This window comes from Oscillatoria sp. CS-180, assembly GCF_028330965.1.
In the GTDB taxonomy this organism is placed as follows: Bacteria; Cyanobacteriota; Cyanobacteriia; order Phormidesmidales; family Phormidesmidaceae; genus Halomicronema.
The window spans coordinates 49,678-64,275 of sequence record NZ_JAQMUB010000003.1 but is presented as its reverse complement, the minus strand read 5'-3'; the positions used below and the strand labels follow the sequence as shown (position 1 = coordinate 64,275).

9 protein-coding genes are annotated in these 14,598 nt (G+C 50.6%); 7 read left to right on the top strand and 2 right to left on the bottom strand.

All coding sequences use genetic code 11. The annotated features are described in order from the left end of the window. Positions 1-147: 147 nt before the first annotated feature. Positions 148-2,352, bottom strand: a complete 2,205-nt coding sequence (locus PN498_RS00480; protein ID WP_272060698.1) for a phosphoketolase — start codon at positions 2,350-2,352, stop codon at positions 148-150. A gap of 351 nt (positions 2,353-2,703) precedes the next feature. Then, positions 2,704-3,819 (bottom strand): HEAT repeat domain-containing protein, encoded by a 1,116-nt coding sequence (locus PN498_RS00475; RefSeq protein WP_272060697.1) that lies wholly within the window; start codon positions 3,817-3,819, stop codon positions 2,704-2,706. Between the two features lie 798 nt (positions 3,820-4,617). On the opposite strand from PN498_RS00475, the gene PN498_RS00470 reads away from it, so the two are divergent. From PN498_RS00470 to hpsP, 7 genes are all read left to right on the top strand, one after another. Further along, positions 4,618-6,186: a ferredoxin--nitrite reductase gene (locus tag PN498_RS00470; RefSeq protein ID WP_272060696.1), complete on the top strand. Its 1,569-nt coding sequence runs from the start codon at positions 4,618-4,620 to the stop codon at positions 6,184-6,186. 154 nt (positions 6,187-6,340) lie between these two features. Then, on the top strand, positions 6,341-7,972 hold the full coding sequence (locus PN498_RS00465; RefSeq protein ID WP_272060695.1) for an MFS transporter: 1,632 nt from the start codon (positions 6,341-6,343) through the stop codon (positions 7,970-7,972). Positions 7,973-8,120: 148 nt separating this feature from the next. Further along, positions 8,121-10,337: a molybdopterin oxidoreductase family protein gene (locus tag PN498_RS00460; protein WP_272060694.1), complete on the top strand. Its 2,217-nt coding sequence runs from the start codon at positions 8,121-8,123 to the stop codon at positions 10,335-10,337. After that, the gene (locus tag PN498_RS00455) at positions 10,303-10,770 is read left to right on the top strand and encodes a nitrate reductase associated protein (RefSeq protein WP_272060693.1); all 468 of its coding nucleotides are present in this window, start codon (positions 10,303-10,305) and stop codon (positions 10,768-10,770) included. The genes PN498_RS00460 and PN498_RS00455 overlap by 35 nt, the downstream gene beginning before the upstream one ends. Positions 10,771-11,101: 331 nt before the next feature. Next, positions 11,102-12,094 carry a hormogonium polysaccharide biosynthesis glycosyltransferase HpsN gene (hpsN, locus tag PN498_RS00450; protein WP_272060703.1) on the top strand — a complete coding sequence of 331 codons (993 nt, stop codon included), beginning with the start codon at positions 11,102-11,104 and terminating at the stop codon, positions 12,092-12,094. A 34-nt stretch (positions 12,095-12,128) separates the two neighbouring features. Beyond that, positions 12,129-13,304 carry a hormogonium polysaccharide biosynthesis glycosyltransferase HpsO gene (hpsO, locus tag PN498_RS00445; protein ID WP_272060692.1) on the top strand — a complete coding sequence of 392 codons (1,176 nt, stop codon included), beginning with the start codon at positions 12,129-12,131 and terminating at the stop codon, positions 13,302-13,304. After that, positions 13,301-14,509, top strand: a complete 1,209-nt coding sequence (hpsP, locus tag PN498_RS00440; protein ID WP_334312203.1) for a hormogonium polysaccharide biosynthesis glycosyltransferase HpsP — start codon at positions 13,301-13,303, stop codon at positions 14,507-14,509. The genes hpsO and hpsP overlap by 4 nt, the downstream gene beginning before the upstream one ends. The last annotated feature ends 89 nt before the right edge of the window (positions 14,510-14,598 follow it).

Sequence of the window (14,598 nt, the reverse complement as noted above, 5' to 3'; positions counted from 1 at the left end):
CCCAATAGCATCTGGGTGCCCAAGCCTGGACAGGTAAAGCTATATCTGTCGTATCGCTAAAAGAAGGCAGAGATACGATGCATCGCGTCTCTGCCTTCCTCTATAGTTACTTTAGTTTTGTCAGAGGCGATCGCCCCCCTACATCGGTCACCCTAACAGCGACTTGGCCCGAGCAACAAAGTTATCGGCTGTGATGCCATTGAGCGCCATGACCTGAGCCGCACTTCCAGCCGTGTCGCCGCGCTTCCAGGCAAAGGTATCGCGAGGAGAGGTACTGCGGAGCATCACAGGTTCCAACATGGCAGACGAACCACCAGTAACGCCAATCAAAGCATCACCGCCAAACAGTTGCTCAAACCCAGCATCGTCCAGGAAATCACCATCTACTTGCGAGGCACTTTCCCAGGCCACGTCGCTAGGTCGATAAAGCCGTCTAGGATTCACGATAGACACGATGCGGACACCGATGCCGTCTGCCTTTAACTGCTCAGCCGCTTCGAAAACAGGAATTAGAGTCATATCGCCAATGACAGCAAAGACAACGACCTTGCTGCCGGACGTTGACTGAAGGTCGATCGCGCCTGTTTGCAACGCCGTTCGAGTTTGCTCTAGGGTCGTACGGATAGGCAGCGGCGATTTACTGGCTGTAATGGTGATCCCTTTGTTTTGGGTTCCCAGTGCCCATTCGTAGCAGGCTTGAATGCTGTTGGCATCAACAGGAAAGAGGGGGAACACATTACCGTTCCGCATCATGCCGGCAAAATAGTTCTCAATTTCGGGTCGCTGATGCGTCCAACCATTGCGGCCCTGCTCTAGAGCGCCCGCCGTAAATAGCGTGATGGTGGATGGGGTAGGACGCCGTAGTTCGGCCATCGCCTGAGTGACTGTTTGCCAAATGGGAAGACCGTTGATGGCAAAAGACTCATAGGAACACCAGAGCGATCGCGCTCCAAACAGAGCTTGAGCGGCGGCAAGTCCGGCACAAGCATCCTCACTCAGCGGCTCATAAACCTGACCTTGAGGCTGCTGGAAATACAGTTCATCGGGCGTGGGATGAATAATTTTGAGTGCCTGGTTGATGTTATTGATGCCAGAAGCCGCATTACCATCCGCGTTGGTGACCACAAACTGGGGATCCTGCTGACCGACATGGGCAACGAGCTGTCCCATAGCCGTGGTTGCGACCTTTTTATCACCACCTATTGCAAACTCTTCTAGCGGCAATGCTCCGACATCAGGTACGGGCAACACCGATTCCGTAACTGCTGCTTTTGAGTTAGGTCCCCCCATGGAACGCTCAAAGTTAGTGCGGACCAGATCCCAGGCTGCTGGAGTCAATGCTCTGGCCTGGAGAGCTTCAACAATGTAGTCCTTATCCAAGCTGTCGCCCGGATAAAGGTTATGAGATTTAGCACCACGCTTGTGAACACCAGCGCCCTTCAGCTGCTTAATGATTAAAACTGTGAGCGTGCCGCCTATGGCTGATTTCGCGGCGCGGTCTGTTGCGTCTAAGACCGCTTGCGTGAAGGCAAAGCGCTGTTTTGAAGAAAATGCGGTGCTGTCGACATAATCACCTGGCTGGTCCGCATCATCAAACGCCTTCGCATCGACCAGAATGACCTCAAAACCATTGGCTTGCCAATAAGCCAGCATCGTTTCGTTGGACTGAGTAGACACCATGCTGTGGTGCTCTTGGGAATACCCGTTCCAAACCAAGATGGGGAGGAAATTAGTAACGTCTGGATAAGCCGTATGGAAATGCCCAAAACTGCTCATGATGTAGGGCTCACCTAGCCCTCCATCCCCAATCGTGACAGGAAACAACGTACCTGGATTAAGCTTTGCTCCAGCCATAGCAAAGTGTTGTCCCTGCCCTAGAGGCCCAGCAGGGTTGAGTAAGCCTGGAATCTGACCCGATAAATGTCCTAACAGTCCATGGGTTTCCCGAAAGCGATCGCACATCTGAGCGACTGTTTCAATCCCCATCGCCTCCAATGACCGATCTAGAAAGACCGTGCTGTAAAAGCCAGGCGCATGGTGTCCGACTTCAGTAATCAAATTCTTGTAGCCCAACATGACGAGGGCAGCAATGCCATCAGCAATGCTCGCAAATCCGCCTGGATGGCCTGATTGCTTGCTTGCGGTCACCTGCAGCGTCAAATATCGCAGGGCGTCTGCCGCTAGCATGGTCTGATAAACCGAGGCAGCATCAGTGGGGTCTGCGATCGCCTTTTTTCCTTCACCAATGACAGGAACTTTCCCATAAGTCTCAAAATCGGGCAGATCATCAGCAAAATGCTGAATGCCTTCACAAAAAGCGGGAGCCGTCGGCTTAGAAGTGACTGCGGTCATAGCCAGATACCTTTGTGCGTCAACAGAGCAGCGCTCAAGTCCAATCCTCATCCTACCGAGATTAGGGGACGCTTCTTGCGCCTTCCAGATCAGATGGAACCTTCACTTAATGTAATTTTACTGTTTATTCCTGCTCTTATAAATCCCAAGTGCCGCAAGGATTGATTTGAATCAATTCATTATTCAATAAGCTAACGCTTACAGGGCGCGCCTTCGCGACTGCCTTTCTCTGCAAATGATTTCGCCATCGAGCAGCTACGACTTTCCAGAGTCGTTCAACTGTCAAAGCATTCAGCTGTGAACTTCTGCTTCGTGGCCTAGCTTTCTACCATGCCGTCGGGAAGATACGCTTCAACCTTCAGCCAATTTCCGCAATGCTGCTTCAGCATACAGACAGGTTTGCTTATTAGCGTCTTGAGTGAGTTGTTGCAATAGCGGCTCTGCTTGATGACTATGTAGATTGCCCAGAGCTAGCGCGATCGCCTGCTTGAGTTTTGCATCCGTGTTTATATCAGCGATCGCGCTCTTGAGCCAGTCATAAAGCACTTCACTCGCTCGCTCTTGCAAAGCTAGTGATTGCAGTTGTGACAGCGCTTCAACAATACCGATTTGAAGCGCCAGCGAGACTGATTGATAAGCAGAAAATAGCACTAGCAGCGAATCGTCTGTTTCAATCCATCCCAGTGCTCGAACGATATGAAACTGCAAGCTTTCCGGCGTATGGGGAGAGGATAGAACGTTTGCTAGATCAGTGACGGCTGCCTGAGTCCCCAACCGGCTCAAAGCGATCGCGGTTGCCTGATTCACATCAGGATGCAGATCCCAAAGCCCTGGGGCAACCAAGCTAACCAAATCCATCTCTTCAAGCAAATAAGAACGTAACCCCAAATGCACAATGGCTTCCTGCCGAACTTTGGCCACTGGATCCTTGAGCGCTTTGATTAATAGATCATCGACTTTGGGATCTCGAAAATTGGATAGGGCAGCAATGGCCGCAGTTCTCACAGCCGGATCTGAGTTTTTCGCAGCCGCGAACAATGGCTCAAATGCCGCCTGATGCTGAATACTCGCAAGGGCATGAACGGCTGTAATGCAGTGTTGTGGGGTACTTAATAATATTGCTAGCGCATCAACTCCTTTTTCGTGGAAGCGGCTAATCCCCTCTGCCGCGATCGCAATCAAGTCAGGCTCACGTGTTTTCTGCAGCAGCTGAATCAGCGCTTCTAACGCCCTTTCATCATCAAAGCCGCCTAAGACGCGAGCAGCAAACCATCGGATTTCCCAATCCAGTTCCTTATCCTCCAATAGAGGAATTAGATGAGCGATCGTTTCAATACCAATAGTAGAGAGTCGTTTAGTCGCCTCCCACCGGGCTTGAAAATCCCCTTCGATCAGCTGGTCTAAGGTGCTTTCGAGATATTGAGTAGCGGCTGTGTCTGCCGAAAGCTTGGGTGAATTGCTTTTCAAGAACATTAACCTGATTAAATCTGAGATTGAAGAATAAACGAACTTTGATGCAGTGATTTGCAACTGCGTAAGTGACTGTCATTAAAGATCCTTCCATGTAGTCGGTATTTTTAGATATACAGTCGTCACTAAAAATTTGGATAGACGTTCAGCTTTCTTCGCTTTAGCTAACTTGGCGCACCCAACTTTCATTTCAGACCAGACGACTTCGAAATACTTATTGCAGAAATTACAGACTGACACTGTGTGCCGTTTTCGCCACCAGCAACATCGCGATCTATGTCATAGAGGCAACAACGGTAAAAGTTCTAAGCAAACATTTCCTTTTGATCCATTCAACTTCTGCATTGAAGACCTGCAATCCATGCATTTGTGTATATCACGTGTGGAAGTTTAGGAAGCAGGAAAATGCCTTACACCCATGATGATGATTGGATTGGGATCAGATTTCATACCCCTTGCAATGCAAAGATCGCATAGCAATCATGCGTCAACTGCAAGCACTCTTCCAAAAGTGTTCTGTAAGATACAAAATCCTCCAATAACCTCCTCTAACTTGGTGCCTAACGTTTTGATTCCGTGGTCTTACACAACGTTTGCGTAGGCTTCCACAGGGTTTTCAAAACCTGCGCCGAGTCTCTGTTGAGACTGTTCAACGGCGTGAACGTAAGAGGTTAAGGATACTCCCAAATCCCTCGTCTCACGCCATTTTTAGGATTCCAGTTAGTTTTGCGCTTGTTCACAGATTGTTGTGCCTACATAAAGGGTTAAGAAGCCGTGGTTGACGCAGCCTCAAAAGTGTCTAAAAAGCTGAATAAGTTTGAGAAGTTTAAGGCCGAAAAAGATGGCTTAGCGGTCAAATCGGAACTTGACAAGTTTGCCGAGCTTGGTTGGGAATCCGTGGACGAAACAGACCTAACTCAGCGCTTGAAGTGGCTTGGCGTGTTTTTCCGTCCCGTAACACCCGGTAAATTCATGGTGCGGATGCGAATGCCAAACGGTATTCTCTCCAGTAAGAAGATGCAAGTATTGGCAGAGGTGGTTCAACGCTATGGTGATGATGGTAGTGCAGACATCACTACTCGTCAGAATCTCCAACTGCGCGGCGTTCGACTGGAAGACATCCCTGATATTTTCAAGCGATTCGAAGCCGTTGGCTTAACGTCGATGCAATCCGGTATGGATAATGTTCGCAACATTACCGGATCGCCCGTTGCAGGCATTGACGCCAACGAGCTGATTGACACGCGCGGGCTGGTCAAGAAGCTGCAAGACATGATCACAAATCGCAGCGAAGGCAATCCAGAATTTACGAATCTGCCTCGAAAATTCAATATTGCGGTTGAAGGTGGACGGGACAATGCGGTTCATGCCGAAATTAATGACATTGCCTTTGTCCCGGCCTATCGCGACGGCAAGCTAGGGTTCAATGTTTTGGTAGGAGGCTTTTTCTCGGCCCGCCGTTGTGAGGCTGCTGTGCCACTCAACGCTTGGGTTGAGCCCAATGACGATGTTGTTGATCTTTCACGCGCGATTCTAGAGGTTTATCGGGACAATGGCTCTCGTGCTAATCGGCAAAAAGCCCGCCTGATGTGGCTGATTGACGAGTGGGGTATGGAGCGGTTTCGCGCTGAAGTTGAACAAGCCTACGATCGCCCGCTGCTCAATGCGGCCTTGGAAGACGAGCTTGATTGGGATAAGCGTGACCATGTTGGCGTTTATCCTCAGCAGCAGCCAGGTTTGAACTATGTCGGGCTTCATGTGCCTGTGGGACGGCTAACAGCGCAAGACATGTTCGACGTTGCTCGAATTGCTGACGTTTACGGCGAAGGCGAGATCCGTTTAACCGTTGAGCAGAACATTATCATTCCCTACATTCCCGACTCTCGTCTAACGCTTTTGATGGAGGAGAGCCTGTTGGAGCGGTTTTCTGTTGACCCAAGTCCACTAGTGCGATCGCTCGTTTCCTGTACTGGAGCGCAATTTTGCAACTTTGCCCTGGTTGAAACAAAGCAGCGAGCATTAGCGATCGCCCGTCAGCTAGATGCGACTCTATCGCTGCCCCATGCCGTTCGGATTCACTGGACAGGCTGTCCAAACTCCTGCGGTCAACCTCAGGTCGCCGACATTGGCCTGATGGGAACTAAAGTTCGCAAGGACGGTAAACCTGCCGAGGGCGTAGATATTTACATGGGCGGAAAGGTTGGCAAGGATGCTCAATTGGGAACCTGCGTGCAAAAAGGGGTGCCCTGCGATGATCTGCCGGAAATCTTGACAGGGCTGTTAGCAAAGCACTTCGGTGCTCAACCCCGTTCAGAATCGCTTGCTGAATTAGACGGTCACTTACAAGTGACGGTGAGCGAATAAAGCTTTGGGCAAAGCGCCATTTCAGTTAAGTGCCTTTGCCCATCGGAAACTCCCATCGGCGTTGGGGAGTAGTTTGTCAGAAGAGAAAAAACCTCGCGAGGTCGCACTCACGTAGGTTTGAGTCGTTTCTTGGTTCACTAGGAGATTAGCACAGATGCTCGTTGAGTTGTTTACTAGAGCAACTCAGGGTAGGTACAAGATATTGCACCTGACCTGGTTTGCCTTCTTTCTTACATTTGTTATTTGGTTTAACTTTGCCCCGTTTGCAACGACGATTGCTCAAGATTTTGGTCTAGAACCAGCCCAGGTCGGTACGTTGGGTCTTTGCAACTTGGCGCTCACCGTTCCTGCGCGAGTCATTATCGGCATGGTGCTAGACAAGTACGGTCCCCGTCTGACCTATTCTTGCCTGCTGATCTATGCCGCCATCCCTTGTCTCATCTTTGCAACTGCTCAAAGCTTTAATCAGCTGGTACTGGGTCGTCTGCTGATGGGTATTGTGGGTGCTGGTTTTGTGATTGGCATTCGCATGACAGCTGAGTGGTTCCCGCCTAAGGAAGTCGGCACGGCAGAAGGCATCTACGGGGGTTGGGGCAACTTTGGCTCCGCTTTCTCTGCCTTTACTATGGTCATCTTCGCGCTGGCGTTGACAGCTTTGCCGGGTGCTTTCCAGTTCCCCGAGGCTGAGACTTTCCGAGTACTCGTATTCCCACCCTTTCAGACCGATGTTTTGAACTGGCGAGCTGCGATCGCTGGTAGTGGTCTCGTGGCTGCCTTTTACGGTGTGTTCTATTACTTCAACGTCACCGATACCCCTCCTGGTAAAGTCTATCAGCGGCCCGATAGTGCTCGCGGTATGGAAGTCACTACCGTCAGAGACTTCTGGTTTTTGATGGCGATGAACTTACCCCTCACCCTAATTTTGATGGTGTTGGCTTGGCGCCTACAAAAGGTGGCTTTCCTAACCACGGGTGGTATGTATATTGCTTGGGTATGTTTGCTGGGACTTTATGCTTTCCAAGCTTACAACTGCTGGGCTGTGAACAAGGACTTGCTCTCTGGCGCTAAAGTCTATCCTCCCCAAGAGCGCTATCGGTTCAAGCAGGTGGCGATGCTAGAGCTGACCTACATTGTCAACTTTGGTTCTGAGATTGCTGTGGTCACCATGCTGCCAGCTTTCTTTGAAGGCACCTTTGGTCTCAACAAAGCAACCGCCGGTTTGGTAGCAGCGAGCTACGCCTTCATGAACTTGGCTTCGCGCCCAGGTGGAGGTCTTATTTCCGACAAGATGGGCAGTCGTAAATGGACGATGGTCGTGCTGACAGCAGGTATGGGCATTGGCTACCTGATGATGAGTATGGTAAGTGGTTCTTGGCCGCTGCCATTAGCAGTCATCCTGACGATGGCCTGCTCCTTCTTTGTGCAGTCTTCTGAAGGGGCGACCTTTGCCATGGTTCCCCTCGTTAAACGCAAGGTGACGGGGCAGATTGCGGGTAACGTTGGGGCCTACGGTAACGTCGGTGCGGTAGCGTATCTCTCTACTCGTCTCCTCTTTACCGATGCGTCGGCAGCTGCTAACGGTGGTACACCCATCATGCCAGTGGTCAATGCTCAGTTCTTCCAAATGTTGGGCACTGCGGGTCTGATTGTAGCCATACTCTGTATTTTCTTCTTGGATGAGCCTCAGGGATCCTTTGCTGATTTCCATGAGGGAGAAGATCCTGAAATGATTCCAGTAGGGCACCCGACAGTTTTGCCCAACGATCAGTCAACTCGTCTGCTCTAATTCCACGTTCGATCCCTGGGAAATCTTTCCCTTTAGCATCAGACAGTTGTCGGGGAGTACAGTTCTTTTAAGAAGGTGTATTCCCCGACTTTCTTCAAATCAAGGTTCCCTGTATTGGTCATCGGTAACTGGGGGATTTACTTCATCTATGACATCTACTAAAACTCTATGCCCCTACTGTGGCGTTGGCTGTGGTTTGGAAGTCGTCTCTGATGAGTCTGGATCATCTAAAAGAAATGACTTGACGGTGCGCGGCGATCGCGCTCATCCTTCGAGTCAGGGCATGGTCTGTGTAAAAGGCGGCACGATTGGCGAGGCTCTCGACAAAAACCGTCTTTTATATCCGCTGATGCGAGAGTCTTTGGATGAGCCATTTCGCCAGGTGAGTTGGGATGAAGCTTTAGATGCGATCGCTAACCGTATTCGCCATGTTGTTGCCCAGCAAGGGCCAGAAGCCGTTTGTATGTATGGATCTGGTCAACTCCAGACAGAAGATTATTATCTAGCGCAAAAATTATTGAAAGGGTGTCTAGGCACCAATAACTTCGATGCCAATTCGCGGTTGTGCATGTCTTCGGCCGTCGCCGCCTATATTCAAAGCTTTGGGTCAGATGGCCCTCCCCCCTGCTATGACGACTTGGAACAGACCGAATGCGCCTTTTTAATCGGCACCAATACAGCGGACTGTCATCCAATTGTGTTTAACCGTTTGCGCAAATATCACCGCAAGAAGAAAGGCAAAGTCAAGCTGATTGTGGTTGATCCTCGTCGCACCGAGACGGCCAAAGCTGCCGATCTGCACTTAGCAATTCGTCCAGGTACCGACATTACGCTGATGAACGGTATTGCTCACATCCTGCTTCACAAACGCTGGATCGATGCCGCCTTTATCGATGAAGCCACGAAAGGATTTCAAGATTACGTTGAAGTCATCCAGCAGTATCCCCCCGAGCACGTAGCTGAAGTCTGTGGCATTTCCGTCCAAGATTTAGAAGCAGCAGCCCAATGTTGGGGACTATCCAAGAGTGTGTTGTCTCTCTGGTCGATGGGGCTAAACCAGTTTGCCGAAGGCACTGCTAAAGCCCGGACGCTGATCAATTTACATCTCATGACGGGGCAACTTGGCAAACCTGGTGCTGGCCCCTTTTCTCTTACCGGACAGCCGAATGCTATGGGTGGCCGAGAGGCAGGAGGACTTGCACACATTCTGCCTGGCTATCGACTCGTGAAGAATGCGGAGCATCGCCAAGCCGTGGAACAGGCTTGGGGATTACCAGAAGGCAGCATTTCACCAACACCCGGCTTAGCTGCTTGGGACATGATGGTGGGGCTAGAACAGGGGGCTGTGGGTCTGTTATGGATAGCTGCAACTAATCCTGCCGTCAGCATGCCAGACATTGAACGCACTAAAGCAGCGCTGCGGCGATCGCCCTTCACCGTTTACCAAGAGACTTACTATCCCACCGAAACCGCCGAATATGCTCACGTGCTGCTACCCGCCGCCCAATGGGGTGAGAAAACAGGCATCATGACCAATTCTGAGCGCACTGTTACCTACTGCCAAGCATTTCGACCTGCTCCAGGAGAAGCCAGAGCTGATTGGGAAATCTTTGCTGAAGTCGGACGTCGTCTAGGATTTGAGCAGCAGTTTTCTTTTCAATCGTCTGCTGACGTCTATGCCGAGTTTGTCCAACTCACGGCTGGTCGCGTTTGCGACATGACGGGGCTAAGCCATGATCGCCTCGCAGCTGAAGGCCCCATCCAGTGGCCTTGCCCCGAGCATGAGACAGAAGCAACCGCAGCCACAAAACACGATAAGCGACTCTACGCAGACCACTATTTTCCAACTCCGAATGGACGCGCTAACTTTGCCGCTTTTCACGAGAAGGGACTAACAGAACCGCCGGACCCAGAATTTCCTTTTGTGCTAACCAATGGGCGACTCTATGGTCACTGGCATACTCAAAGCCGAACTGGCCGCATCGAGCGCATTCAAAAGATGCATCCTGAACCCTTACTAGAGATGCACCCGATTGATGCCCAGCACTTGCAGGTGCAGTCAGGAGATTGGGTGGAGCTGCGATCGCGCCGAGGCACGGCTCGATTGAAAGTTCATGTCACTCAATACATTCGCAAAGGGGTTTTATTTATTCCAATGCATTGGGGTTCGCTTTGGGCGGACTCAGCGGAATGTAACGCTTTAACCCATTCCACCGTTTGTCCGATTTCTTTGCAGCCAGAATTGAAAGCAAGCGCTGTTGCCGTCGTCCCCATTCCCCACGGCGAATATCGCTTGGAGCAAGACTATCTTTCAGTTGAGCGCGAAACCTATGCCCACAGCAAATCCAACCTTCTTTCAATTTGAAGCCGATTTTGTTCAATCGTTACGATGCATTCCGATGCAGGTCCGCTACAAGTTGGATACCTGCGGCATCAAGCTCAAACTTGAGCACTGGAACAAGTTCTCGAAGGAGGACCGCGAAAAACTGGTTACTCAGCCTTGCGACACCGCAGCGGACATTGAGGTCTATCGTAAAACGGTGCAGGCTTTAGTCGCTAAGCAGACTGAAACTCCTGCAAAGGATTTGCCAATTGAGGCAGATCCTCCCTGGCTACAGGCTAATCAGATTCCGGCTGATGTTATTGCTCAGGCGCAACACTTTCAGACAACGATATCCCTAGATCGCTGGGCAGCACTCTCTCCACTAGAGCGGTTTGCGCTTTGCAAACTCAGCCGCCCCGGTCACGAAAATCGCAATTTTTTGCCCGCGCTTCGAGAATTTGGCTTAGCTGCATAATGCTTCACAAGATTGACTACTCTAAAAGGGAATAGGAAATGGGGTGTGCTTGACTCAAATGCATGCCGCTTTAAGTACAGTCCAAAGAGAACAGGGAGTAGTTGACCGGGAACAGAGTGTACTTGTTGCACCTACACATCGCTGTAAGCTCTGTTTTGGGTCGGGTCGATTTGCTACCGCTTGCACCAAGCCGTCGATCAAGCCATCTTGACGGTGAGTACTGAACAACTTTCTAGAAGTTTCTCTTCAAAACTGTCGATGTTCTCGGAAATATGAGAACACTAAGCGAAAGGGGAAATAGAAAGCTTGTTATTCTCTCACGACTCTTATGATTCAGTGGCCTTCGATCAGCGTTATTGTGCCAACCTATCAGCGGGAAGACGTCCTCTGCAGCACGATCGCAGATGTCCTCAAACAGGATTATCCAGACTTTGAAGTACTGGTGGTCGATCAAACTCGTGATCATCAGCCTGCAACACAGCACTACTTACAAGAGACAAGCGAAGGCGGCCAAATTCAATGGTTGCAAGTCGATTGGGCGAGCTTACCCGCAGCTCGCAATTACGGTATCGAGCGATCGCGGGGCGATATCATTCTCTTCATTGATGACGATGTAGAACTGCCTGCAGGCTATCTCAAAGCTCATGCTCAGATTCTCGTTAGCAAGCCGGAGGTAGGAGCGGTTGCCGGACGTGTTTTCGACCGCATGAAGTTAGGCGACAATCCTGATCTCTCAATTGACTATTTACCTGAAGAGGCCATGGACCCGGGTATTGCCTGGTATTACATTGACCTGGTTCACACAACGCAGCCTCAACAGGTAATCACGGCAAGAGGCTGTAACATGTCGTTCCGTCGAGACATCTTTGGCAAGCATGGTCTTCGGTTCGATGAGCGATTTCGCGGCAATGCTGTTCGTGAAGAATCCGACTTTTGCTTGCAGATCCGGCAGACTGGATACATTGTCTGGTATGCACCGGAAGCCAATCTCATCCATCTAGGTGAAGAAACAGGGGGCTGTCACGACATCAGCACGCGATCGCTCTCCTACCAGATCACCTTCTACCACAATCATTTTTTAATGGGGCTGAAAAACCTTAGCTTTGGTCAGGCCATGCGCCTCTATGCGCGGCTGTTCGATTGTCACGTTCTGGGTCATCCTCCGTGTAACAAGAGTGGTTCTCCCCTTAAAATCATCACTCGCTTCAGTTTCTACTGCCTTGGATTTCTAGATGCGACGCGCACTTTAGCTCAAACGGGTAAACGGCATCGCGTTTATACCCATCCGACTGATACGCCGATGTCGCTCTCAGCTCAGTGTTAACCTGCTCGTCTAAAAGTCAATCTAAAACCGCCACATGAGAGTACTTGTTGCCAGCCATACCTATATCGTGGACTTGAATTGCGAAAAGTTTCGCACTCTGGCTCGGTTAGAACCCGATATAGAAGTCACAATTGTGGTTCCCAAACGCTGGCGTCCCGGTGGCGTCCAAAAGCGTTTAGTTGAAACGCATGCTTGGCAAGACGATCGCTTTCGTGTTGTCCCCATTTCCAACTTCAGCCAGAACAACCAAGGAATACTGACCTTTGGCTGGGATCTAGTGCGCTTATTGAAGGAGTTCCAACCCCATGTCATGCAAGTGGAACAAGGTTCAAAGGGATTAGCCTACGCCGAAATGATTACCCTAAATCGACTGTTAGGGCTGCAAGCTAAAATGCTCTTTTTTACTTGGTGGAATCTGCCCTACCAGCTGAAATTTCCAGTTTCTGCTCTAGAACGCTATAACTTGAACGGCAGTGACGGCATTATTTCCGGGAATCAGGACGGAGCAGACATCCTACGAGATCGCGGCTATCACGGTCCTATTCGCGTCATGCCCCAACTCGGCATTGACGAAACCCTCTTTCGACCTCAACCACAACCAGCGCTAGCCGACAGTTTAACTATCGCTGCAGATGATTTCGTCATTGGCTTTGTCGGACGTTTTGTGCCGGAAAAAGGACTGCTAACGCTGATGCAAGCGTTGGGTCAGCTGAAAGAGGCTGCCCAATCTTGGAAATGTTTATTGTTAGGACGAGGACCACTCAAGGCAGAGCTTCAACAACAGGCAGAAGCATTGGGAATTAGCGATCGCCTCCGTTGGGTTGAAAGCGTGCCCCACGACGACGTCCCAAGATACATCAACCTGATGTCAACCTTGATTCTGCCATCAGAGACAACCTATCAGTTTAAGACCATGACCTCCGTTGGCTGGAAAGAGCAGTTTGGGCATGTCTTGATTGAAGCAATGGCCTGTCAAGTCCCCGTTATCGGCTCCGATTCCGGTGAGATTCCCTACGTCATTGGAGACGCAGGACTGGTTTTTCCTGAAGGCGACGCTGACAGCCTGTCTGACCGTATTCGCAGCTTGCTGGAGTCACCGGACCGACAAACCCATCTCAGTAAGCGAGGTTACGATCTCGCCATGGAAAAATATACGAATCGCGCTTTGGCTCAGCAAGTCTTGGATTTTTACCGAGAACTATTGGCATGAGTCAGTCGTTGAAAATTTTACAAATCGTCCCGTCCATCTCATTAGTCTATGGTGGCCCCAGCCAGATGGTACGGGGCTTCTCTCAGGCACTCGCCACAGCGGGAACAGAGGTCACAATCGCCACAACCGACTCGAACGGCGATGTTGATGAGGTTCCACTGGATGTACCTTTGGGCCAACCTGTCTCTCAAGACCGCTACACCATCTATCACTTTCGCTGTGCTCCCTTTCGCCGCTATAAGTTTTCAGTTGGGCTTCTGAAATGGCTGTGGGAACATGGCCAGGAGTACGATATTGCCCATATCCACGCTCTGTTTTCCCCAATCACCTCCCTCGCTGCGACTGTGCTAAGGCAGCAAGGTGTGCCTTACCTTCTGCGTCCTTTAGGAACCCTCGATCCAGCCGATTTACAGAAGAAAAAACGGCTCAAACAGCTCTATGCTGCTGTGTTAGAACGTCCAAATCTGGCAGGGGCCACTGCGATTCATTTCACGAGTGAGCAGGAGGCTAAAGTCTCAGAGCGTTTTGGCACTCGAACTCCCGGTGTTGTTATGCCGCTGGGGGTGTCGCCTCTTCCGCCAACAGATATGAGACTCGATGTTCGCGATCGCTTCCAAATTCCCCGCAGCCAACCTCTACTCCTCTTCATGTCTCGGTTAGATCCTAAAAAGGGCATTGATCTGCTGCTGCCAGCACTGATGGCTCTACAGCAAGAGGGACATAACTTTCATCTGCTGATGTGCGGCGCCAATCCTCAAGATCGCGAGTATGAGCAGTCGGTTCATGCTCGCATAGAAGGCTCCGAGCTGCGATCGCACATCACCCTCACAGGCTTTGTTTCTGGGGATCTCAAGGCAGCTATTCTGCAAGCAGCTGATGTGTTTGTGCTGCCGTCCTATTACGAAAATTTTGGCATTGCTGTTGCTGAGGCCATGTTGGCAGGGTTGCCGGTCGTCATCTCAGACCAAGTTCACATTTGGCAAACCATTCAGCAAAATGAGGCGGGCTGGATCTGTAGCTGTGATGAGAAGACTTTAGCTCAACAGTTGCGGGCCGCTTTGGCGTCGCAGACGGAACGACAGCGACGAGGACAAAACGCCCAACACTGCGCGAAAACGCATTTCAGCTGGGATGCGATCGCCCAACAAGCGATCGGGCTTTATGAGGATATTTTGTCCGGAAATTTCAGCCCGACTTCCCTCTGATAGAGACTAGGTTGTGATGGGTCATTTACAATAACAGCCATGCGCGTTTCCCATGTGGGAATTCGTTGATTGTAGACGTATGGCAATAC